Below are 23,234 nucleotides of genomic sequence, written 5' to 3'. Positions count from 1 at the left end.
TTGCTACGCCAAACCGAAATTCATCTCCCACCTACCGTTGGGCTACGCCCTTCACACGCTTGAGGAAGGAGAATTCTTTCGGGGAATTCGTTAAATTTTATTGTTGATTTTTAAACATTAATTGGGGAACTTTATACAAAGTTCCCTATGCCATCAGTTATATTAGTTTTTCTGTTCAGAAGAGAAATTACTTTTATATCATCTGTTATAGTTGATATAACTAGAGTCATAATAAACCCACTGACCTGTTCCAATTCTTAGCCAACCGTTCTTTTCTTCATATACTGTAACTTTTTCGCCTTTACTTGCATTTCTAACAATAGAGTAGTTTGTACCTGCTCCGCTTCGAATATTTACCCCAATACCATTGATTTGAGCCGTTCCAATTACATTTTGAATACTACCAGTTTCAATTACTTGAAGCATACCTAAAATCATTTTTGCTGTCTCACCACGAGTTGTTGTATCCTTAGGGTCGAATACGTTATTACCTTTACCTTTTATAATACCTAAACCATATAGTCTTTGAACGTCTTCTTTATAGTTAATTTGGTCTAAGTCTGAGAATGGTAGTTTTGCAACTGGTCCCCATAAGTCTTTAGTTTGTAAAGCCTTGTTTACAATGATTGCTGATTCTTCTCTTGTAATCGGTGCATTAGGATCAAAGTAACCGTCACCTCTACCTTGAATGATTCCTGCACTTGCTACACGTCGAATGCCGTCTCGTAAAGATGGATGTGCATCATCTAAGTCTTTAAATGTAGCATCTCCACTTGGTAGGTTTAGAGATTTAGAGATTAATTGAGCAAATTCTGCTCTTGTTACCTCTCTGTTAGGTGAGAATACTCCGTCTCCTTCACCTTGCATAATATCCCTTTTATTTAACTCACGAATACTAGATTCATACCAACCACCTGTAATATCGTCTTGAGGTTTATAATTAGTATCATAATACCATTGAGAACCTTCTAAGAATGAACTCCAAAGTCCTCTATTAATAATATTGTCTGGGCAATGCTTACCGCTCCATTTTTGATGTTTTACTACGTTATCTACTGTAATACCAGTTTCTTTCATTAAATATGCTACTAATTTCTTAGCGTTTTCTAATGCTCTATCGTAGTTACCATCTTGGTTAACTGCGATTTCAATTGCAATAGACTCTCGGTTACCTGAACCATTACCATCACCGGCATGCCATGCGTTTTCATTGATAGGAATATGTTGATAAATCTCTTTATCGTCTACTGTAAAGTGCCATGATGCTACTCGGTTTGTATCCCCTACTGCTTGGTTATATAGGTATTTAGCATGGCTTTTTGCTCCTGCTCCAACACTAGTATTATCAGTTTCATGAATTGTAATGTACTTCGGTTCCATCCGGTTTTGAGGTCTGATATTATCGTTTCCTGGTGGGACAATCCATTCTGTAAATGGAACACCGTTTATTGTACTAGTGCCACTACTTAAATATTTACCACTTAAACTACGGTTAGATAACTTGTTTTTAGGTGGTGTTAGTCTACCTGTTTCTTCTTCTGAAGGTTTTACCTTGTCAGTAACTTCTTCTTTACCGATACCCCTTCCATCTACATCTTTAAAACTTTCTTCAATACTTTGTAAAGCCTGTTCTTCTGAAACTTTAAGTTGATCCGTCTTACCTTGTCCTTGAACTTCCGCAGGCTTAATATTATTCCCCCCCTGTTGTTCCTCTGCAAATGATGCTAATGGTGAAGTTAAAACCGTTAATCCTGCTGTTAATGCTACTACTTTTTTATTAAACTTAATGATCATTTATAATTTGGTATATCTATATATTGCGATTGATATACCGTCCTCCTTGTACTTCTTTTAGTGTGAATAATAGTTTAAATAATGGTAGTCTGAACCCAAAAGATAACAACTTGATTTTTCATTTCATATAATCAACCGAAATCTATAGGTCTTCCTAGATATGTCAGTATTTCAGAGTTATAACTCAACACTAGGGCTCCTCCCACAACTAAGACCAATGAAAAGAAAATCCAACACAGATTTTTCCTCATAATTGTTTAAATCGATATTGGGGAGCGTTTCAAACAAATATCGAAGAGAATGATAGGGACTTTAATTGTTCTCTTTTGCGGTTTCAACCACATTATACATGGTAGCACACCCCCTAGTATCTTTACAAAAATATAATTTAAATAAAATAATTTTCATCTCTTCCCCTCCTTATCTTTCCTTAACAACAAATAAGACGCTGTGCCGACCACGGCAGCGCCTAAAATAATCAAGCCTATATACATCTTATAACCTTATTCAAATATCCATTTTATCAATAAAAAAAGAGCACTATAAAGTACCCTTGAAATACTATGAGTATGAAATAAATAGCAATGCTTTTCCTTTTCACATGGCGCAGCTCTATCGCGGAAAACCTGTCCCTCTGAAAAGGAGTTTGTGGAATAGCCCCGACTCAATATAGTATGTTTAAAAGTTCCTTGTGTGCAAATAATAGAGCCCTATCCCTATTTATAGAGCTCTTTATGCGAGTAATGGTATATTTATGTTGATCTGATATTGTATGTTAAGAACTTCATTGTGTGCAAATGAAAGAGAGCACTCCCCCATCGTAAAATATATGGGGTAACATGTTAGAAACCGTTCTGTGCCATTATATGATTATTAATTCCCTTTATACCTAAAACACTCTTTAAGGGATAGCGTCCCACATCCATCAACTTAAGAATGTGGGGTGCAACCCCATGCCCGTACATAGGGCCACTAAATCTTGTGCGCGGTATTTACTTTTTCGTTTAACAAATCCTACATTTTTAGCTAATTGTTCTAAAGCATCCTGTGACATATATCGTTGTAACTCTTTAGAAAACAATTCTAGTTCATCAGAAATCGATAAGTTCATATTAAAAACGCCATCCTTTCCTATGATTCTACAGAAAGAATAGCGTATTTTTTCTTTTAGAGAAAACTAATTATTTCTTTTTTTATAATAAGAAAAGAAATTTATCATCATATTAATTAAACATATAAATATAAATGAGTACTTAAAAATAGTACTTTTATAGTTTCCAAAAAACGAAAATAATATAGCTAAAAGTGATAGTAGGCCAATAATTAAATGAGACATATATTGAGACTGTTTCTTCATTAATCATTCCCACCTTTTATTTAATATAAAAATATAAAGATTATATGTTTTATATCAAATATTATCACAGAAAAAATTAAAATAAATAGAATATATCTAATTGTATATCTAAATAGCACAATATCACCACATACCGCATTAATTAAAGAAAAAGTTTATTTAGGGGGTATATTAAAACCTTAGCTTGATAGCGATGTGGTGGTAACCCAAACGAAAAATAACGGGACATTTAAAAATTTCTTTTACTCCAGTCACATTGACAGAAATTTAAATAATTTTTATAATAATTTTATATATATTGATATAACATTATTAGAAAGGGGAGGGAACTATGTTTACAAATAAAAAAGGGATTCAAATTGGTTTAGGATTATTTATCTTTTTATCTGTAATTCAATTTACTATCGGTTGTATAGAGGGATATTATAAATCTTCTACAGGTAATGAATTATTAATTTCAGGAACATGGAAATCTGTGTTATTAGATGCTCCTGAAGGTATACTTGTCATTTTAGGAGCAATTGCTTTATATCAATTCACGAAGAAATTACCAGAAAGAACGGAATCTATGTAGATTCCGTTTTTTTCTGATTTGCTACCGTTAAGGTGAATTATGTAAATGTACATCTTTTTTTAAAAATTTTAAAAATGAATTTCATTGTATAAGATATAATACAGTTATTTATGAGAATTTAGCTCATTTTTTTCGATTTGGAGGAGAGTGTATTTCTTAACTTGATGGCAATGGGGTAGCACCACATACCCATCAAGCTAAGAAAAATGGGTTACCCCAAAACGATAAAAACGATTAGAGACCCTGATTCTTTTATACAAGGCAGAAAGATCAGGGCTATTTTTAAAGGATTATTGAGTAAGCAATAGTTAATTGATTATGCCAGTATTTTTATTCTTCACTAATAAAGGGAGCAATTATTTTTTTTCATAAGAAGATAACACGATATTCGTTGATGGCGTACCATATTGCATTGAATCATCAATAAATTGTTCTAAACTTTCTATGGAAGATCGTTTCTTAAAATTCTATATAAAAAGGTTGTTTGTTTTCATCCAAACTGTATTCAATTCTTTGTCTGAAATTCATAAAAGTTACCATTTCTAAAGCTTGCTCAATAGGATAGAACCCTACTTCCAAACTTTCTGGTGTAGTCGTTAATTTGCCTCCAACTGGTTTAGCTAAGAACAACGTATTACATATTGAATGGTTCACATTTTGGAATACTCCACAAAATTTTAAAACCTCAATATCAATACCTGTTTCCTCTTTAGTTTCCCTTATTGCAGCATCTTTCAAAGACTCTCCTTCTTCAACTTGTCCACCTGGCATTTCCCAACCTCTTCTAGGTCCCTTGATCAATAGAATTTCTTTTTGTTCATTGATTACAATAGTCGCTGCTGAAACTATATGTTTTGGCGGTGAATAAATATTTTGTGTGATTTGTTCCAATTGACTTCCTCCATTTCTATAAATTTAGTAGGTCTATCTTTATACAGCAACCTTGCTCTTTTCTGGAATAACTTACTATTTCAAAATGAACAATCCAATTCCCTTCCTTATTCCAAAATATGGTCCAATTACAGAACAAAAAAATCCTGCATCAATACAGGACTTTTAATCAATCTTTTTTATAAACGGTCAAACTTTATTATAAATTTACAACAGGTTTTTATATATTTGATGTCCACTAATATTAGTTAGAGGACATTCTGAAATCAAAAAACGAGAAGAGTGCGGTCAAAAATCATCTATGTATCCAAAAATCTATATAATTTTAGTCATTTTCACCATTTCTAGTGTCCACTAATGCTTTATCAAGACCTAAATCAAAAAAAGTCATAAAAAATAAGGAGTGGTACATATTGGTCATGAATAATATGTACCACTCCTTTACTTCTTGTTCAACAAATTACACACTATGGTTTAATATACTCTCCTGTTGAAGCATTAAAGCCCACTGCTTTCATTTTTGTCTGGTCACTATTCCAACCTATTACTAATATCAGGGGGATTTTTGTCTCTGGGTCTTTTCTAATTATAAAATTATAGCCTTTAGCCCAATTTTTACCTGGATGAATATCACCTAATTCTAATGCTTTTTTTAATAATTGAGGAGAGTCGTAGTTAATATCTTCCACCCTCATAAACTCTTCTTTAGGATAAGGAGAATCACCTTTCCTAGTTACATCCTTTGCTTGAACAATTTTTCCCTCATAGATAGTGACTAAAAATACTTTATTAGTATCTGGCACCCCAAAATCAATATTCCAGTATTTTCTTTTACCATTGCTCCCAATTGACTTACCGGGCTTATCTTTATCTATATTAACTCCCTGTAATAATTGAGCATTTTTATTCCATTCCAAAGCAGAAGGATATGCTAATTCAATCGCTTGTTTTATTGATAATTCCGGGTGTTCAACGACTTCTAATGTATCTTCAGTTGATTGTAATGAACGAGCAGATACTTTCTCAACAGTACCGATTGAAATTAATAAAAGTAAGACTGAAAGGATTATTTTTTTCATTTTTTGCACCTTTTTTAAGATGTATTTTTTCCGAAGCTTATTTAATTATCCTGCCAGTTAATTTAAGTACAGAATTTCACAATCTCTTCTAAATTTTAACCTATAAATCCAATTTTCTTTAAAGGTATTACTCCACAATCTGGCCCTTTAGTGGAAAAATTTAGGGAACGATGTTCCCTAAATTTTTTTATAAACTTCTGCATAAGCAATTTTCAATTGCTCACGTAATTCTTTATTTTTTTCCTCTAACTTCTTATTTTTTCGTTTAAGGGAAGCAATAATGGCATCTTTGTTGTTATCATCCATCTCTCGCTTAATTTGCTTGGGTGATGGAGCCTGCGCTTGTTGTTGCCGCAATGCCTCGATTCGTTGACGCAGTTCCTGATTGTTGTATAGTGTAGCTTTCGCCACACCAGCTTCGCTCGCTACACTGTTAAAATTAATAGCCTCATTGGCTCGCACGAGCCGCTGAATAGCTACGTTGACCTTTTGGTGCGTGGAGGCCTTCCTTGATTTGTGAATCGCTTTTAGTTGCTCTTTACGGTCATATTCAGCCATTAATTATGTATACCTCGCTTTCGGTTCATACGCTCTTGTCTACCAAAAATCACATTGCCTTCGCGGATATTATGTAAGATACCCTCATATCGGTGAAGGTTTCTCTCTTGCTTTACCGCCATATCCTCACGCCCACGCTGTTTTGCAACCTCAATGGCTTTCAATGTCGTCTTCACATGCAATTCATACTTTTGTACATCATACTCAGAAAAACCAATTGCTAGGTCTTTACACGGACTTCCTCCGTTACACGTGAGGCAAGGAGGGGCTTCCATATGCGGGCAATTGCCTTTCAAGCGTGCATGACACGTCCCATATGGGTTATCCATCGCATTGAGTTTATGATCTTGCCAAAGAGCTTGCAGGATGTCCTCTGGGATATCTTCACCAATTTGGATATCTTGTACTTCGCCGTTCAGATCAAAGCTAAACACACCTTGATTGATGACTGATTCGAATGCCTTACGCTTCGTGTCATCCAACAGTTTTGCATACCGTAAGGTCATTTCAGGCGAGGCATGAGCTAACAATTCCTGTACCGTTAGAATATCAGCACCACCATTTAACAGTTTAACGGCATACGTATGGCGGAATTGATGTGGTGTAAAGTGAAATATGTCTCCATTCTCATCTACAATGTGTTTCTTGTAGGCTAGCACCCTTAGCTGATCTCGAACCCAACTTTGAGAATAAGGCATTCCTTTCCTAGGCCCCTTATAACGAGTAAAAATGTACCCTTCCGGGTTATTGTCTTGTGTACTTCTAGCTTTAGACTGTGAGATTAAAACTGCAATAATCTTGGCTAGTTCTTCATCAATGGGAATTCGATGCCCTTGTACATACGTTTTCTCAATATCTGTTACAATGGAATATTTGCCGTTCAATTGTAAAAGACAATCTTTTGTGAGTCCTAACACGTCTGAAATACGCAACCCTGTTTTAAAAGCAATCCATATCACCGGTATAACATCGCTATGTAGATCATTGAGGTGAGTAAAGAGTTGCTCTAATACGTAGTCAGGTATATAGTCAATTTGATCAATTGATTTTTTTCTCAATTTCGGCTTATCTTCTGGAAAAATCAATAATCGTACAGGTGTTTCAGGTGCAATGTCGTATTCATATCGCTGAATATCTTCAAGAAACTTGCCCAAACGAGTTAATGATATCATTACATAATGTTCAGGGTGTGCGTTTTTTTGAGTTACCTTATTTTTGCTGTATTCGTGTAACCACTGGATATAGCGTTCTATATAAGAACGCTTCAATCGCTTTAAATCATCCCATGTTGGTTCCAATGAAAATAAAAATGATAGAAACTGAGGCAAAACCCGTAAGTAATTTGCTGCTGTACCCCACGAGAAATGGTTCTTACTAAGTAAGCATTGCTTAAAATATCGCTTAATTTCCTTTCGCATTTTCATTCCTGGAATATTAGTGAAATTAAGATAAAAATGGCTCCTACTTTTATTATAAGAAATTCCATATTTTTCATGAAGTATACGTACATCCCAACGGTCTTTTTCCCATTCTTCACGTGTGTCTGTTAATGTAAAGAGATTAGAATAAACGGTACGAAAAAAAATTGCTATGCCTGATTTATGGGTATATTTGTCGTATTTTACATTTCTAATAATTTTTCGTGTAGTAATTCCTTGCTTTTCTAGCCAAAACATCCATTCACGTTCTGTTTTCTCCAAATCCAGGTCAAGAAGAGAGAAGAGACTAGGATATAATTCGTTAAGAAACTCTGATATCTTACGTAAATTCGTTACATATGAGCTAAAAGCAGAGTTCAATGTCCAGCTTTCGTTAAATAATTTGTGGTACCATACATATTTTATTTCCAGATTAACCGTGGGACTGTTAATCTGGAAATGGAGGTTCCGATTTTTATTTGTATAGTTCTCTACTGTTTCCTGAAACTGGTCAATATTTTTTACTCTTTTGATAGTAACGGAGCCATCATGTTTCATTTTCTTCTCCAGATAACTCGACAGCTCGTGCTGCAATCGCTCGTGAAACCCAAGTTGCTCGGTTTCAACTTGTTGTATATATTTCATTCTTTCCCACCATTCTGTTGTTGTATATGAAAGGCATCTTGTGCCTTTTCCCACTCCTTACGGAGATCTTCGTCCGAAGGATGAAGATACAAATTCATTGTGGTTTGAATCTGTGAATGGCCCAATCGTTCTTGTACAACCTTAATATCCTTTGTTTCTTGATAGTACATCGTTGCGTGTGTGTGACGAAACAGATGTGGGTGGACGCTAATATCTGTTTTCTTTCGCAATCGCTTAAATAAGGCTTCTACATCGCTGTATGTCATAGGTTTTCCTACGTTCTCCCCACGGAGCTTTACAAACACGAAGTTAGTAGCTACAGGGAGTTCATCGATGATTTCGTATAAATAGTCATCGTATAGATCCATCAGGGCTTGCGACACGAAAATCTCCCGTTCCCCCGTTTTGAGCTTTGCACCATTCTCTAATTCTCCCCGATCCGTTAAACGAATGCGGTGGCCCTGTCCATGATCAAATTTGAAATCCTCCAAGAATAGAGAAAGCGCCTCTCCAATCCGTAACCCGGTTTCGAACAAGAGTTGAATTAGGAAGGCGTCTCGTATATTGGTGGTTGCCGCAAAGACTTGCTGCACTTGTTCTTTCGACAGCGTTTGGATCCTCTTACGAGGCTCTTTCACTTTCAGCACATTCCGGAGGGATGGCTTATCCTTGTTTACATGGTAGAGAAAGCTTTTGTACCGCGTACTCCCGCCTGTAAATACTTGTCTCATCAACTTCTCACTCATATCTCGTGATAACTCTTCGTTACGGTATAAGTAATCATAAAGGTTAGTAACAGTGGTAATTGTCAGGTTCACTGTCCTTTCTGTTTTCTTTGCCTTTACTGGAATCATAGACATTACTTTCGTGCTTTCATACGGATTCCGTAACCAGCCAACAAATTCCGCTAAGTCTTCCAATCGTATATGCTTGTAATCTTTCTCTGTCTCCTGTAGATATAGAAAATACTGCTTTAACGCATAACAGTAAGTCTTTTGGGTATTACTACTTTTGCCCGTACTGTCGAGATACTTGAGGTACTTCATCACAGGGATTACAGGCATGCCTTTCTCATCCACTAACATGTATCTCTTTCCATTCTCTAGGATAACTTCTTGTACTCGCATAGACTTGCACCCCCCCTAAACCCTTTTTTATGCTCGGTCTTACGACCTCACTACGCCTCCCGCTATGGGCTACGTCCTCCACCTCAATAAACAAATATTCCTTGAACATTATATACATAATAGACCATACTTTAAATATCTGATTATGCATTCTATTATGTATGAAAAAAGAGGATATATGTTTTCATATTGAACATAGTATCCTCTATTAATTATAGTCTGTTTAAAATGCTTATAGCGTGATTTGGTTCCATTGCTACACAGACCCATATCTTTAAAATAGAACTGGTATATATGTCCATATTTTGTAAGTTACAATTACTAATATAGTTATCCGATAATTCCCCTAAACTCCGGCGGAATAGTTCTTGGGACGTAATTTGCTATAACGTAACGGATTATAAGTATTATGATAAAAGCCAGAGCTCCTTTTGCTAGTGGGTCGGTAAGTTGTGTTGGTAATTTTATTGAACTGAAATCCATATGTTATTCCTTGTGAAATTAAATCCATTTATTATGCTAATACATTGTTTTTCCTAAAAAGAAAAGACACTCAAATGAGCGCCTATTTTCTTTAGTACCCGAATCCGCCGCCTCCCCAACAGCTACATCCGATGATAATCAATAGGATAAATAGCACAATGAGTAAAGCGAATCCGCCTCCAAAGCCACCACAGCTACCACCAAAGCCCATATTAAATCCTCCTTTGAAATAGGAGATAAAAACATTGGGTTGCACATATTTTTTAACGGTTTCACTTTACTGTATGTTGTTGGAATCTAAGTGAGCAGGTCCGTTGAGAAATAAAGAAAAGACACCATAAGGTGCCTTTCTCTGACTCAATAACCACTTTAATTTTAATAATACATACAAGTATATCGTATTCCCATCCAATTACCATTTTACCATATTTATCTATATTTGTATTAAGAAATATAAATTAAATCAGTATCTTATATGAATTTAACAAAATCAAAGCACTCTTTCGAGTGCCTTGATTATACCGATGCAGCAGTCTTATCTTTACGGAAGATTCCCATTAATCCACCGATTAATAATAAAACAGCTGGTAAAATATAAACGAATGAAACACAGATAAATCCACCGATTGCAGCGATTGTCATCATAATACCACCAGCTTTAGCATTACTTCTCACTACTACTGATCCAACAATACCTAAGATAGATAGAAGAACAGCTAGCCAGCCTAAACCAATGACGCTGTTTGCTCCGTCTGCTTCCATAGCGGAAGCGATACCACCAATAAATAATGCGATAAACGCACATAAAATGCCAAAAATACCACCAATAAGACCTAATACAAATTCAGTTGTTCGTTTCATGTAAGTAAATTCTCCTTCAAATATATAAAATGTAAGATTTCTAGTTAAGCATAACAAATATAGTTACATCTTTCGTGTCACAATTTGTCGAACGGACAAATAAAAAAGAACTCTCTTGAGTTCTTTCTCACAAAATCAATGTTTCTTTCCAGACTTTTTGTGTTCGCAAGCTACTCCATCACCATCTTTATCTAAACTCTTGGAATATGCAGGACTATCTGGAGTTATATCATAATAACCAGCGTCGTTCGCCTCTTTGCAACTTGAAAAATGAACTTTTCCTTGGCTAGGAGCAGTTTGTTGTTGTTGTTTTGCTTGAGCAGTTTCTTGCTGCTTTTTCTGTTCTTCAGCTTGTTTTTGGGTCTCTAATTGCTTTTGTTCTTCCGCCTTTTGTTGTTCATTGTTTGTCTTTTGCTCTTTTTCTTTTTTAGTTTCTTGCTTTTGTTCTTCTAATGTACTAGTTTTTTCAGTAGATTTACTACAAGCTGTTAACCCTATAAATAAAGTACAACATGCTAAGAAAAGAAAATACCCCAAAACGAAAAAATTGACATCTCCAGTTGAAAATGTACATTTTTTTGTTTTGGGGGTGTTATAAAATCCTTAAATTGATGGATGTGGGGCGTACCCCTATAAAAGCTAATGAGAGCATTAACTTGATAACAAGTGGACAGCCAATACAAATGTTGTGGTAAATGAGGTCATTTGTGGTACAAAAAAAGGATAGAACATACAGAATTATTCTGCCTGTCACTATCCTCTTCTTTTATTCTTATATAATGTGTAACATTATATGTCTATTCTTGTTAAAACAAAGATTGATTCAAATTTCTTGAATCTAAATAAAATTAACAGGCGACAGTACAGAAAAGTAACAAACCATGAGATTAACAGACAAAGAGAGCATTCGCTCTCTTTGTCATCATAACTTAAGTATACTATATATATTTGATGCTTATGCAAAAGTTATTAAATCTTACTATGGGGTAGCACCAATATTTTGACGTAAAGCCTACAATAAGATAATTTCTAGAATTGAACAACCGATTTTTTCCTACATTAAGAAAAAATCGGTTGTTTATAAAGTAACATGTAATTATCGAACACTGTAATTCTTATAAAATATTTAACAAAAGTCTTCGAAGCAGCCTCTTTAAATTATTTTACTTCTATTGTATAACTTCCTGTTCCACCGCCATATTTATATACACTCAAGTAATATTTCCCTGGGTTCGCATAATAATTTCCAAGTAATTTATTTCCGTCGCATTTTGTTGCATAAGCGACATAATTATTAAGATCTGACTCAGAATATAATACCCAATTCAGTCCAATATTTTGTTCATTCGTAACGGTAATTTGTAAATCTTTCGTATCCTTTACATCAATAACAAACCGATCAACTTGATCTTGATCACTTAGACTCCCCCGTAATAACGTGTTCAGAGATAGCGGATTCGCTGTATTAAATTCATTATTCGGTTCTTTTTCTACAGCCGTATCTTCTTCCGTATTTATTCCGCTAAACACAACATCATATTCAAATTGTCCAGCAGCATTGATGCGGTGATTTACGAAATAAGCAGTCAATGTTTTGTATCCGCTCCACTCTTTTTCGGAAAGGTGTTTTAGCATATCATTCGTTGCTTGATTCATCGCTTTCCAGTCCTCAGTTTCTCCTTTTGACGTACTTCCTGTATATGTTCCTTGTAGTGTAAATGTATTAAAGAATTGTGATTTATTCTTTGTTACCTTCACATTTTTTAACTTCGCTTCATTTGTAATATCTGTCGTAACATCCGAAAGCGGTTTCGGAGCATGCTGTGCTAAATAATCATCTGATACTTGAGGAATTGTATACTTATCACGATTATCAATCAGCATTTGCATGTAAGATTGGTAGTCTTGATTTAATTGATTATCTTTACTTAATGCAGAGCGGTACGCATCGTAACCTGGAACATCATTTGCACGAATTAAATCGTGTATTTTATCAAACATCTCAGGACGATTATGATACATATAAGATTGCAATGCAAACGAATAGTTATAAAAATCCCACGTTCCATATTTAGCATTTAATGTTTGCTCCGCCGTATATCGTTTCGCTGGATCATTAGATAATCCGCCAATCATACTTTTTCGCGGTACAACACTATCTAATCGCGTTGAGCCTGCAAAGAACTCCGCATTTCCTTCTTCATACCAAGTTAAGCGTTCATTTTGATACATGTCTCCTTGTCCCCATAATCCTGGAACTTCGTACCTTCCTTGTAAATAGTGTGTAAACTCATGACGGAATAATTCTTCTAAACTATAAATACTTTGCTCTGGTGTACGTTCATATGTAAAGAACGTTCCGATTCCTTCAATGTAAATACCACCATTATTCGTTTCATAGCCGTACAATTGACGGTTAAATTGATATTCTTCCGGGCTATTATAAATAACCATTGTTAACACATCATCAGCATGTCCACTTTCAAGCGGCTTATCGCTACCAACTGTACGATAAAATTGAGAGCGTACTTCTTTTGCCGCCCAATATAAACGTTTAATTTTCTCTTCGCTAACTTTATCCCCCGCTTTAAAGACGATTGCTCCGTCATCAAATGTATACGTTTTCGGTAAATATTTCTTCTTACCATCTTCTCGAATTTGATCTAAATTTATTATTTTTCCGTTCGCATCTACTCCACCATAATTTGTAGTAATTTGTTCTGCCGCAACAAAATATTGCTCCCCTAAATATGGATAAATCCGCATCGCTTCTGTAGTAACTTGCTGTCCTTTTACATGTGTACTATGAAGCTTGCCAAATCGGCTAGCATAGTAAATTCCATTATTAATTAACCATCCGTTTTTGTCTGTTACCGTACCAATGAGTGCAAAGCGACTTATTTCATTAATAAAGCTATCGATGTTCCGATACCACATCGTATCTTTTGGTTCTTTGCCCGTAGCATGCATATACGACTGAACATCATAATCAATTCCTTTCATCAAATTATATATAGCATCGCCTTTTGTTCGATCTTCAATAAACGTAGAAAGATTATCGTTATATTGTTTGAAAATTTCACCTGCATATTGAATAACTTCAACATCAGCTGATGCGTTTCCAATCAGCATGCCATACGATGAAATAACTTTGTTTTGTTCCGATGTGCCAAGTTTAAAATTCGGGTTTTTCGCAATTGTTTTTAAAGCCGGTAAACATTTATCATGATAGCTACGCTCGTTTAGTTTGCTTAATTTATCATGATAAAAACCTAAATAAAATGCCGCACGTAGGGTTTCTACTAATGTCTCAATTCCTTTTGAATCATCTTTCGTATACGCTTGTCCTTGTTCTGCTAGTTTATCAATGATTGCTTGCATCCGGCTATCATCTTGATAAAACTTTAGACTATCACTAGTAAACTGAAATAACTCCGGAATTTGATACCATTGAATTGTAACAAGAAGATCAGTTAATTGTTTGTTACTTAATTGATTCAACTCAGCCATTGAATATTTTTTTTCTTCAACTAGCTGTTTAGCATTCTCTTTTGGCGCTGGTGGACGCTGCGATAAATCTGCTAACTTTAATCGTTTTGTAAAGGATGTACTTTCTTGTACGTTCGAAGAGTGTGCTAACTCATCAACGGATTTCTGTATTCCTACCGGCTCCATTTGTAATACATTTTTTGTATGTTTCTCTTTTGTCTCTGCTTGAATTTGCAATCCATTACATGATATCGTAACAATTCCAACACCAAGCATCAGTTTATAAAATTTCGAGTATTTCATCATGCTATTTTCTCCCTTTCTTTTTCAAAAGATATTTTTAAATCGAAACTTTCTTTTATGTAGCTTTACTAGATAACGGCATCCCCCAGTGATACCCGTAAAATTAATAGTCAATATTTTCATTCCAGCTACTGCTAAATTCATTTATCCCCCCTTCCTTATTTCATATAAGCAAAAACCGTGCCGATATTAAAATTCACAGAAAAGACCCACTTCGGTGGCCTTCCAGTATACATGTCACTAAAAATTCAAAAAAATGGCACCAACTCTATAAGGAAGGTTAGTGACATTTGCCCCCTCTTAAGTACTTCTCCAATATATAACAATTAATGGCATTATTTTCGAATACGTTGGATAATACTCTCAATTCTCTCTTTGAATATCGTATTTTCAATTACATCATACATTTTAATTTCAGCTTCTGTAACTTTCAAAATCAATGGATATTGATTTGCATGAGCATACACTATTCCTTCCTCTTTAGAAAAAGAATTATAGTATAAATCTACATCACAATAATTTCTTAATTCACTAGCAATGGATAACATATATTTAGGACTAACAAATTCATCCCTCATTAATAACACTTTGTCTTTTAATACACTTTTACTATCGATACACTGTAGCCCTTCTAAAGCTAGCAATAATCGTTCTAATCCAAACGCTAATCCTACTGCTGGTTCGTCTAATACACCAAGGGAAGATACAAGTTTGTCATATCTCCCTCCCCCCAGTACAGCACCTATTTCTAAATCTTTTATAACTCCTTCTAATATATAACCTGTATAATAGTTAGCGCCTCTTGCTAACGTTAAATCAATCTCTATCCGTTCTAAAACATCTTTTGACATGTATGAAAAAATTGTTTCGAGTTCTTCAATTCCTTGTTGTACCACAGATTGCTGATCAAAAAAACTCTTCATTACTTCTAACTTACGATAAAGACTTTCCTCTCGTTCCATCTCTTGATTTAATCCTTGAATATTACTAATAATTAGAGATGCTGTGCATTCTTCTATACCATTTTCAACTAATTTATTTATAATGCCCTGTAGCCCATCTTTTGTGACTTTATCTGCATAATCCAATGCAGATTGTATCCCTAAAAGCCCTTCTTCTGAATGTATATCAACTTTTTGAGCGATTCCCTTAATTAATTGACGATGATTGATTCGAATCGTAAAGTTTTCGATATGTAATGCTTTCAATAGTGTATTTGCCATCGTTGTAATTTCAGCTTCTGCAAGTAAACTACTTGTGCCAACCATATCTGCATCACATTGTGTAAATTCCCGAAAATGACTTTTACTAGGTACATCATCACGAAAAGAGGAACCAATTTGATATCTTTTATATGGTCTTGATAAATTAGGATTCATGGTGATTACCCTGGCCAATGGCACTGTTAAATCATACCGAGTAATCATATGTTGTTGCTTCGTATCTTGCATATGAAAAAACAACTTTTCGCCCTCTCCATGGTGCCCATCAAATGTAGTAAAGTATTCTAAAATAGGTGTTTGATGGGGCTGAAATCCAAATCTTTCATACACATTTTTTATCGTATCAATAACATATTCTCTAACCCGCATGTCATATCCTAAAATATCTTTTGTTCCATCTGGAATATCTAAACTGTTTCTTACTATGTTCGGCTTCATAATTCTCTTCCTCCTATTTGTTTATTCTTCTCAAACAATTCTTCTTTTAGATTTGTAGAATCCTTTGAAACTTCTCTTTGAAAATAAATGAAACACGTTAGGCTAAATAAAACGACTAAACCACCTAATATTTGGGGAAACGTTACATTTTCATGTAACAAAAAGCTTGCAAAAATAGCTGTGAAAACAGGCTCAATCATGCTGATGATAGATACATTAGTCGAGCTCAATCGCTTTAATGCTTGAAATAATGTAATTTCTGCTAAAACAGTTGAGAATAGAACAATAGCTAAAATATAAACCCATGCCATAGGTTCGAAATCAAATCGTATACTTCTAGAAAATACGCCAATCGTAAAGACACCAATTGTAGCAAATAATGTCACATATGCACTCGTTACCGCAGGTGAAATTACATTTGTCACCTTTTTCCCAACAATCATATAGAATGCATATACGATAGCTGCACCAATAGCCAGTCCAATACCATAAAAGTTAGAATCTTGTAATGCAACTCCTAGTAAAAAGCTAATTCCTATAAAAGCCAGTATCAACGCTCCAAATGCTTTACTTTCAATTCTTTCTTTATATAAAAAATAAGAAAGAATTGAAACAAATATAGGAAATAAAAATAAAAGTAATACAGCCATTGATGAAGGAATGTATTTTACAGATTCAAAATGAAATACAGAAATGAGAGTAAATAAAACACTTCCCAATAAAAACAATGTTTTTATCTCCGTTTTCTGTAAATTTATTTTTGTCTTCTTAAATAAAAAATAACAAAAGAAAATTACAGTACTAAGAAAAAAACGAAGCAATAATAACGTATTTACTGTAATTCCATATTGATATGCCTTTACTGCAAATATAGGCATAACGCCAAATCCGAAAGCTGAAATAATGGCATACGTAGCCCCTTTTTGAAATTTTGTCAATTCTAACCTCCCCTTCTCAAATCAAAAACGACCTAATATACTAACTATTAACAATATTAAATGATTCACCTTATTTTTCAATATTTTCCTGAAATAAACATTTTCTATATTTTTGATTGAATTTTCAGAATATAAATCTTTTTTATTTTAGACACTATACTGACCATGACAGCTCCTAAAATAGTTGAAATTACTTTGATCATGTTACTCTCCGATTAAATCCTTTTGAATCTCAGCAAATGAATCACTGTAAGTAAACCCAATAATACGAATACCTTTAGCGAATTTATAGTTTAAATCTGTATTATATGTCTTACTATAATAGTCTAGTTTATCAGCAATGTTCACTCTGCAATTAATGATAACCTCAGCATCATTGAAACCTTACATTTCGATTAGCACACCAACATATTCCGCATTGTTATCAATTGCGTTATTAAAACAGTTCTTCAAATTCTTGAATGTTAAATCCATTATGGCTCTCCTATTCAAGTGTCCATTTTGTTCAATAAAAAAAGAGCATCATTTTCCGTTGATGCCCTCAATACGATAAGGAGATGTGTGATTAATATATTAAACTTGTAACATCTAGGGAAATCATTCTCTACCATTTGTCTTTTTTATTACCCTGTTAGTAGCTCTAGAGTTCCCCTCTAGGGCTTTTTATTTGCTCTATTTTGCTAGAGTTATAAATTTAAAGTGATGACTGGCAACTGTTTCTGCACTGTTATGAAAAAATACGCTATTCTTTCTGTAGAATCATAGGAAAGGATGGCGTTTTTGTATGTATATTTCTGTATCTGATGAATTACAACTATTTGCTCAAGAGATTCAAAGCTTTTTATCTCCAAATATCTTACGAGATTTTGCTAGAGATACTGGTTTCGTACAACGAACCAGTACATACCAAGCGAAAGATTTAGTCGCTTTATGTATATGGATGGGTCAAAATGTCGCTACAACCTCTTTAGCTCATTTATCTAACTATTTAGAAGCATCCACGGAAGGACTGAATCAACGGTTTAATAAAGCGGCCGTCCAATTTTTACAACACATATTAGCTGAACTACTAAACCAAAAATTGGTCTCATCTATACCGATTTCTTCTCCATATACTTCTGTTTTCAAGCGTATTCGTATTTTAGATTCAACTGCATTTCAACTCCCAGATTCCTTTTCATTCGTTTTATCTTAAGAACAAACTCTTAGATAGACCCTCCAAAAAAGAACAGAAGGAGCCATAGTGACAGGCTCCTCCCAAAAATTAAAGTTATAAATTGGAAATAGGTTTATTTTACTAATAATGAATATGTTCCGTTTCTATTTTCTTCTCCAAAAGATAGAATTAAGTAATACTTCCCAGGTTTCGCTTCAAGTTTCCCTTTTATATTATTTCCATCTGCTTGGCCATCAGCGACAGGATTTGTTAGATCTGACTCGCTAAGCAGACTCCAGTTTATTCCAATGCCCTGTTCATCTATAACAGAAATATCTACTTCTTTTGGAGATGTGACATCGAACGTGTAAATATACGCCATATTAGGCATATCCATATTTCCTTTGAAAAGTTTATTAAAACGAATTGCCTTTGCACTTTGGAATCCATGACCTGGTGGCTCATCTTTTTTTACGGTAACCGTTGTTTGTCCACGGCCCACTTTTCCTTTATTATCTTTCACTGTTAGCTTCGCAGTATATGTTCCCTCTTTTCCATATGCATGAACAGGATTTGCTTCTGTACTTGTTGTACCGTCGCCAAAATCCCAGAGATACGAAACAATTTTTCCACCTGTACTTGCTGTACCATCGCTATGAAACTCAACTTTTTCATTTAATAACTCATTGTATGGTCCATTCATATTTACTTTAATCGTCTGTTTTTCTTCTTTTCCCGTTGCAACACCATGGAATACAACATCGTATTCAAATTGATTGTTCGCATTCACGCGATGATTCACAAAATACGCTGTAATTGTTTTGTAGCCGCTCCATTCTTTTTGCGCTAACTGTTCTAAAGATTGATTGATTTGCTTGCTCATCGTTTTCCAATCCTCAGATTCTCCTTTTGTTACGCCGCCTGTATATGTTCCTTCTAATGTAAACGTATCAAAAAATTGAGACTTATGCTTTGTCATTGTTGCATCTTTTATATGTGCTACATCTTCAATTTCTTTCTTCACATCAGCTAATGGTTTTGGTGCATGGTCAGCTAAATAATCATCTGATACTTGTGGGGTATTATATGTATCTTGATTATCAATTAACTGCTGCATATAGTCTTGGTATCCTTTATTTAAATTTGAATCCTTACTTAAAGCTTCACGATATGCATCGTAACCTTTCACATCATTTGCACGAATTAAATCTTGAACCTTATCGAAAGTTTCAAATTGATGAGTATATAAGTAAGACTGCAGTGCAAAAGAATAATTATAAAAGTCCCATGATCCATATTTTGAAAATAATGTTCGTTCTGCTGTATAACGCTCTGCAGGATTAAATGATAATCCTTTAATTACACTTTGGCGCGGAACAACGTTATTCGTACGAGTAGATCCCGCAAAAAATTCTGCATTTCCTTCTTCAAACCAAGTTAAACGTTCGTTTCGATACATTTCTGCTTGTCCCCATGATCCTGGAACTTCGTATCTTCCCTGTAAATAGTGTGTAAATTCATGACGGAACAACTCTTCCAAACTATAACTACTTTGCTGTGGTGTACGTTCATATGTAAAGAACGTTCCGATATTTTCAATGTAAATTCCACCATTATTCGTATCATATCCATATAGCTGGCTATTTCGTTTATATTCATCTGGATTATTATAAATGACTATTGTTAGTACATCATCAGCCTTCCCTGATTCTAACGCTGCATCGTTTCCAATTACACGATGATATTGCGCTTTCACTTCCTTAGCAGCCCAGTACAGTCTCTTAACCTTTTCTTCTGTTACTTTATCTCCTGTTTTAAATACAATAGAACCGTCATCGAATGTATACGTTTTTGGTAAGTACTGCTTTTGGCCTTCTTCACGGATTTTCTTTAAATCTACTGTATTTCCATTATAATCTTTTCCACCATAGTTTATTGAAATTTGCTCTACAGCATTAAAATAAGCTTCACTAAAACGAGGGTATATACGCATTGCCTGTGTAAGTACTCCTAAAACTTGGTTTGGATTACTATGGAAGTTCCCTAAACGACCAGCATAATAAACACCATTATTAATCAACCAGCTATTTTCTGGTGTTACATGATTCAGAAGAGCCATTCGACCGAGTTCATTTATGAAACCATCAATTTTCCCATACCATATTGTTTCATCCGCTTTTTTACGTGTCTCACCCAAGTAAGACTGTATATCATCATCAATTCCTTGTATAAGATTATACACGGCGTCCCCTTTATTCTTGTCACTTACATATGTAGAAATGTTATTGTTATATTGTTTTAATATATTCCCTGCATATTGAACTGTTTCAGCATCACAAGAAGCGTTTCTAATTAATTTACCGTATACAGATACCACTTTGTCCTGTTTATCTGTACCAAGTTCAAAATTCGGATTCTTTGCAATTGCCTTTAATGCAGGTAAACATTTATCATGGAAACTTCGCTCATTTAAATAGTTTAACTCTTTATTATTAAAGCCTAAATAAAAACCGCAATATAATACTTCAACAAACGTCTCAATTCCTTTTGTATCATCTTTTGTAAATGTGCTTCCGCGGCAACCTAATTCATCAATGATAACTTGTATTCGCCCTTTATTTTGATAAAACGCTTTTGTTTCTTGATTAAATTGAGATAAGTCTGCGATTTGATTCCAACTAACATTTGCCAATGTATCAATTAATTCGTCATCACTCATTCTATTCAGCTCTGCCACAGAAAACTTTTGCTGAAATTGTTTTGCCGCTGCTCGTTTCACGATCGGAGCCGGCCGTTGCGAAAAATCTCTCACTTTTAAACGCTCTTCATAAGACAATGTTTCGTCCGCTTTTGTAGAATGGGCAATTTCATCTGTTGAAGTTTCTATCCCAATTGGTTTCTTTTGTAACACATTATAAGGTGTGTTTTCTTCCGCTGATACTTGTGTTTGAATGCCTCCAAATGATAAGGCCATTGTACTAATACCGAGCATCATTTGAGTAAATTTTGATTTCTTTTTCATACCATTTCCTCCATTTATCTAATCCATTCAAAATAATAACATTATATTAAGATAAAATAATATATTATGCAATATTGCATTTCTGTTTACCTTTCTAAACATGCAGTTTGTGTCATTTAGTTAAATCTCCTAGAAGTGTACAAAAACGAAACAGATTCTGCCGATAAAATACTGATCTTATACAATAAGACATTTTTTTGAAGTTAAAATCCTGATTTCCATACGCTAAGTGAACTGTACCCTATAAAATGGACAGTTTAATAAAAAAACCTTTAAAGTTAATGGTAACTATCTTACATGGGAAAGACCTAACAATTGAACGTTGAAGAAAACAATCCCTTATTGTTAGTTTTTTTGTTAATTAACACATATGATACGTGAAATTATATGTATGGCCGCATTATTGTTATCCTATTTATTATATATTTTTATATGGATTTTATGTTATTATGTAGACACAATCTAATATTCATTAGTATTTCTCTATTGTATGTAGCGTGAAGGACAAACCTTACGCCCTGTTAACTCGGGCGAGGTTTGTCCTTTTTTAATTTCAAGGAGGTTTTTCAGATGAAAAAAGTATATAAAATTGGAGCTATTGTTACGACTATACTTGTTGCTGGTATTTTGATCTTTACTCTGACTAAAAACGATGCCGTCAAAAATGAGGTAGCAAAACCAAACAAACCTATCGTATCTGCTGCGGATGTAGAAGCAAGGCCTACAAACGTTATGGATGTATCCAAAGAAGAATTAAAAAATATAATTGAGTCTAAAAAGGAATTCATTGCATATTACTATCAGCCTAATTGTCAATATTGTAAGAAAGCTGCACCGGCTATCAACAGTATGTCCCAAAAACATGACAGGGCCATTTACCGCATAGATCTTTCTACACCTGAAAATCAAAGTACTTTCCAAGACTTCAACATTCCAGGTACACCAGTTGCTGTAGCCTATAAAGATGGACAAGAAGTTGAACGGATTGAAGGAGCAATGTCAGCCGCTACATATGATGGATTCTTTCCAAGAGCTGTATATTGAAAGCGATGGTGGTGATGGTGTTCGTGTAAATCAGACACATAATCACCTCCTTTTATAATAAATTCAATATAATACTATTATTCAGGATTAGAATTAAGAACGGCAACTGTCCAGCTGGTTCCGTAAAATCATTTTATTTATTATTTCGATTATTAACGGGGGCGTATCTTCAATAAAACAGCATAAATGATCTTCCACAATCGGGCACTTTAACGGAACAACGAAAAAAGCCTAATTTCTTAATATAAATGCTGAGAAATTGGGCTTTTTAATATGGGAATTTCCTTAACGTTGTAAATGCGCATTTTCCTGACGCTACCCCATGCCCATCAACTTAAGAAAACAAATCCACCCCAAAACGAAAAAATGAGCTTTTTTATTACAAGTTAGGACAAAATCTCGTTCTGGGGGAGTTGTATTTTCTTAGCTTGATAGCGATGAGGGGGTACCCTTATACCTAAATCTTATGTACCAGTTTCACCCCATACAGATAAAATCCTTTTGTATCCCGTAACAATTAGGCGGCTGATTACCATTTTCTTTAAGTACTACACTACATTGAAGAATAGAATTATTAACCAAGAATCGGCAGTTGTTTTTTCGATAATAGATCATTGACAAACATTTTATGTTCCCTAAAAATATTTTCTGGTAGCTCTTCAATTGGAAAAAATGTATTCTGTATGGACTCCTCGTTGCTTTCTACTAACTCTCCACTGTACCGCTTACAAATAAATGAGATGTGAACCAATGATACTTGATCCCCATTAGAAAATGTTGTGTCATATTGAGGACCAGAATAAATACCAAAGTTGTTAGTTTAGAATAAAGTTT

Annotated in this window: 15 protein-coding genes and 3 pseudogenes; 3 read left to right on the top strand and 15 right to left on the bottom strand. The window is 34.4% G+C overall.

Annotation, left to right across the window (positions count from 1 at the left end; all coding sequences use genetic code 11):
• Positions 1 to 198 precede the first annotated feature (198 nt).
• On the bottom strand, positions 199 to 1,794 hold the full coding sequence (locus ACIQ7L_RS26890) for an S-layer homology domain-containing protein (RefSeq protein WP_400573120.1): 1,596 nt from the start codon (positions 1,792 to 1,794) through the stop codon (positions 199 to 201).
• 961 nt (positions 1,795 to 2,755) lie between these two features.
• A pseudogene (locus ACIQ7L_RS26885) lies at positions 2,756 to 2,905 on the bottom strand (IS4 family transposase); the annotation flags it as partial.
• A 577-nt stretch (positions 2,906 to 3,482) separates the two neighbouring features.
• On the opposite strand from ACIQ7L_RS26885, the gene ACIQ7L_RS26880 reads away from it, so the two are divergent.
• On the top strand, positions 3,483 to 3,725 hold the full coding sequence (locus tag ACIQ7L_RS26880; RefSeq protein WP_400573118.1) for a DUF3937 family protein: 243 nt from the start codon (positions 3,483 to 3,485) through the stop codon (positions 3,723 to 3,725).
• A gap of 330 nt (positions 3,726 to 4,055) precedes the next feature.
• Here ACIQ7L_RS26880 and ACIQ7L_RS26875 read toward each other — a convergent pair.
• The 12 genes and pseudogenes from ACIQ7L_RS26875 to ACIQ7L_RS26820 all read right to left on the bottom strand — a co-directional run.
• A pseudogene (locus tag ACIQ7L_RS26875) lies at positions 4,056 to 4,174 on the bottom strand (AsnC family transcriptional regulator); the annotation flags it as partial.
• 10 nt (positions 4,175 to 4,184) lie between these two features.
• Entirely contained in the window at positions 4,185 to 4,616 is a 432-nt protein-coding gene (locus ACIQ7L_RS26870) for an NUDIX hydrolase (RefSeq protein ID WP_035431940.1), read from the bottom strand.
• Between the two features lie 467 nt (positions 4,617 to 5,083).
• On the bottom strand, positions 5,084 to 5,695 hold the full coding sequence (locus tag ACIQ7L_RS26865; protein ID WP_400573115.1) for a hypothetical protein: 612 nt from the start codon (positions 5,693 to 5,695) through the stop codon (positions 5,084 to 5,086).
• 177 nt (positions 5,696 to 5,872) lie between these two features.
• Positions 5,873 to 6,253: a DUF6262 family protein gene (locus tag ACIQ7L_RS26860; protein ID WP_400573113.1), complete on the bottom strand. Its 381-nt coding sequence runs from the start codon at positions 6,251 to 6,253 to the stop codon at positions 5,873 to 5,875.
• A complete protein-coding gene (locus tag ACIQ7L_RS26855) occupies positions 6,253 to 8,316 on the bottom strand; it encodes a tyrosine-type recombinase/integrase (protein WP_400573111.1) in 2,064 nt (687 codons plus the stop codon). The genes ACIQ7L_RS26860 and ACIQ7L_RS26855 overlap by 1 nt, the downstream gene beginning before the upstream one ends.
• The gene (locus ACIQ7L_RS26850; RefSeq protein WP_400573109.1) at positions 8,313 to 9,443 is read right to left on the bottom strand and encodes a tyrosine-type recombinase/integrase; all 1,131 of its coding nucleotides are present in this window, start codon (positions 9,441 to 9,443) and stop codon (positions 8,313 to 8,315) included. The genes ACIQ7L_RS26855 and ACIQ7L_RS26850 overlap by 4 nt, the downstream gene beginning before the upstream one ends.
• Positions 9,444 to 10,017: 574 nt before the next feature.
• Positions 10,018 to 10,137 carry a YjcZ family sporulation protein gene (locus ACIQ7L_RS26845; RefSeq protein ID WP_400573107.1) on the bottom strand — a complete coding sequence of 40 codons (120 nt, stop codon included), beginning with the start codon at positions 10,135 to 10,137 and terminating at the stop codon, positions 10,018 to 10,020.
• Positions 10,138 to 10,442: 305 nt separating this feature from the next.
• A complete protein-coding gene (locus ACIQ7L_RS26840; protein WP_400573105.1) occupies positions 10,443 to 10,787 on the bottom strand; it encodes a DUF4064 domain-containing protein in 345 nt (114 codons plus the stop codon).
• A gap of 135 nt (positions 10,788 to 10,922) precedes the next feature.
• Entirely contained in the window at positions 10,923 to 11,324 is a 402-nt protein-coding gene (locus tag ACIQ7L_RS26835; protein ID WP_400573103.1) for an excalibur calcium-binding domain-containing protein, read from the bottom strand.
• Between the two features lie 621 nt (positions 11,325 to 11,945).
• Positions 11,946 to 14,582, bottom strand: coding sequence for a collagenase ColA (gene colA, locus ACIQ7L_RS26830; RefSeq protein WP_400573101.1), 2,637 nt, complete (start codon positions 14,580 to 14,582; stop codon positions 11,946 to 11,948).
• 332 nt (positions 14,583 to 14,914) lie between these two features.
• Entirely contained in the window at positions 14,915 to 16,240 is a 1,326-nt protein-coding gene (locus ACIQ7L_RS26825) for a histidine--tRNA ligase (RefSeq protein ID WP_400573099.1), read from the bottom strand.
• Positions 16,237 to 17,178 carry a DMT family transporter gene (locus ACIQ7L_RS26820; RefSeq protein WP_400573097.1) on the bottom strand — a complete coding sequence of 314 codons (942 nt, stop codon included), beginning with the start codon at positions 17,176 to 17,178 and terminating at the stop codon, positions 16,237 to 16,239. Before ACIQ7L_RS26820 ends, ACIQ7L_RS26825 begins: the two co-directional genes overlap by 4 nt.
• Before the next feature lie 784 nt (positions 17,179 to 17,962).
• Here ACIQ7L_RS26820 and ACIQ7L_RS26815 point away from each other — a divergent pair.
• A pseudogene (locus ACIQ7L_RS26815) lies at positions 17,963 to 18,364 on the top strand (IS4 family transposase); the annotation flags it as partial.
• A 103-nt stretch (positions 18,365 to 18,467) separates the two neighbouring features.
• On the opposite strand, the gene colA (ACIQ7L_RS26810) reads toward ACIQ7L_RS26815, so the two are convergent.
• Entirely contained in the window at positions 18,468 to 21,356 is a 2,889-nt protein-coding gene (gene colA, locus ACIQ7L_RS26810) for a collagenase ColA (protein ID WP_400573095.1), read from the bottom strand.
• Positions 21,357 to 21,926: 570 nt separating this feature from the next.
• On the opposite strand from colA (ACIQ7L_RS26810), the gene ACIQ7L_RS26805 reads away from it, so the two are divergent.
• On the top strand, positions 21,927 to 22,400 hold the full coding sequence (locus ACIQ7L_RS26805) for a thioredoxin family protein (protein WP_400573093.1): 474 nt from the start codon (positions 21,927 to 21,929) through the stop codon (positions 22,398 to 22,400).
• Positions 22,401 to 23,234: the final 834 nt, after the last annotated feature.

The sequence above is a fragment of the Bacillus sp. NPDC094106 genome (assembly GCF_044764345.1).
Lineage (GTDB): Bacteria > Bacillota > Bacilli > Bacillales > Bacillaceae_G > Bacillus_A.
Note: the sequence above shows the minus strand (reverse complement) of the source record. Positions and strands in the feature narration are given on the sequence as shown.